The sequence below is a fragment of the Caballeronia choica genome (genome assembly GCF_001544535.1).
GTDB lineage: Bacteria > Pseudomonadota > Gammaproteobacteria > Burkholderiales > Burkholderiaceae > Caballeronia > Caballeronia choica.
The window spans coordinates 1-560 of sequence record NZ_FCON02000620.1 but is presented as its reverse complement, the minus strand read 5'-3'; the positions used below and the strand labels follow the sequence as shown (position 1 = coordinate 560).

Sequence of the window (560 nt, the reverse complement as noted above, 5' to 3'; positions counted from 1 at the left end):
ATGATCTCGGCCAGCAAGCTCGGATGCGCGATGCTGCGCTCGATCGGCAGCCCCGGCATGGGAGGTTGCGCGATATGGCCGCAACCGGTGCAGATCCGCTTGCGACGGATAGTGCGGATGACCTTGAACATCGCCGTGACGCGCGCGAGTTGCTCAGACACATCCTCGCCGAGCAACTCCATGGCGCTGTTGCACTTCGGGCAGATGGAATCGGGCTCGAGCTCGTGCTCTTCGCGTGGCAGATGGGGCGCCAAGGCTTCCTTCGGGGATGCTGCAGACACGCCCGAGCTCGATGCACGAGCGCGTGCACGGCGAACATCGGCAACGCCGCTGCCCGTTGCCAGATCCTCGAGTTGGGTTTCGAGCCGATCGATCTGCCGCTCCAACTGCTCGGATTTACGACCGAAGTGCATGCGCCTGAGCTTGTCGATCTGCGCTTTCAGGCGTTCGATTTGCTGGTCCCGTTCGACAATCTCCCGCTCGCGTTCGGCGATCTCCTGCTGCATCTTTGCGATCGATGCCTGCTGCTCGAGCACCAGGGCGTGGAGCTCGGCAACGGT

General features: G+C 63.0%; 1 protein-coding gene. It reads right to left on the bottom strand.

Annotated features, from left to right (window positions below; genetic code table 11):
- Positions 1-560: IS66 family transposase (locus AWB68_RS46020; RefSeq protein WP_200829004.1), on the bottom strand; the 560-nt coding region annotated here is incomplete at both ends.